1 protein-coding gene is annotated in these 335 nt (G+C 72.5%); it reads right to left on the reverse strand.

Annotation, left to right across the window (positions count from 1 at the left end; all coding sequences use genetic code 11):
- The coding region (locus DL891_RS16775) for a 4'-phosphopantetheinyl transferase superfamily protein (RefSeq protein WP_157962604.1) at positions 1-335 on the reverse strand (335 nt) is incomplete at both ends.

Below are 335 nucleotides of genomic sequence, written 5' to 3' on the forward strand. Positions count from 1 at the left end.
CGCCCGGAACTGACCGGTGGCCTGCCATTCGTGCAGGTGCCAGCGCGCGGCCTCGCCCAGTTCCGGGTCGCACCAGCGCAGGTGCAGGGCGCCATCGGCCCCCGGCGCCAGCTGCAGGCGGTGCAGGCCGAACGAGATACCCTGGCCGTGCGCCTTCAGCATCGCTTCCTTGGCGCACCACACGCGGAAGAACCAGTGTTCGCGGTCGGCCTGGTCCAGGCTTTCCAGCCACGCCACCTCCTCCGGGTCGAAGCAGCGCTGCACGACCTCCAGCAGGCGGGCGCGCGGCCGCAGCAGTTCCAGGTCCACGCCCAGCCGCACGCCTTCGCCCAGCG

This window comes from Homoserinimonas sp. OAct 916, from assembly GCF_003260275.1.
Taxonomy (GTDB): Bacteria; Actinomycetota; Actinomycetes; order Actinomycetales; family Microbacteriaceae; genus OACT-916.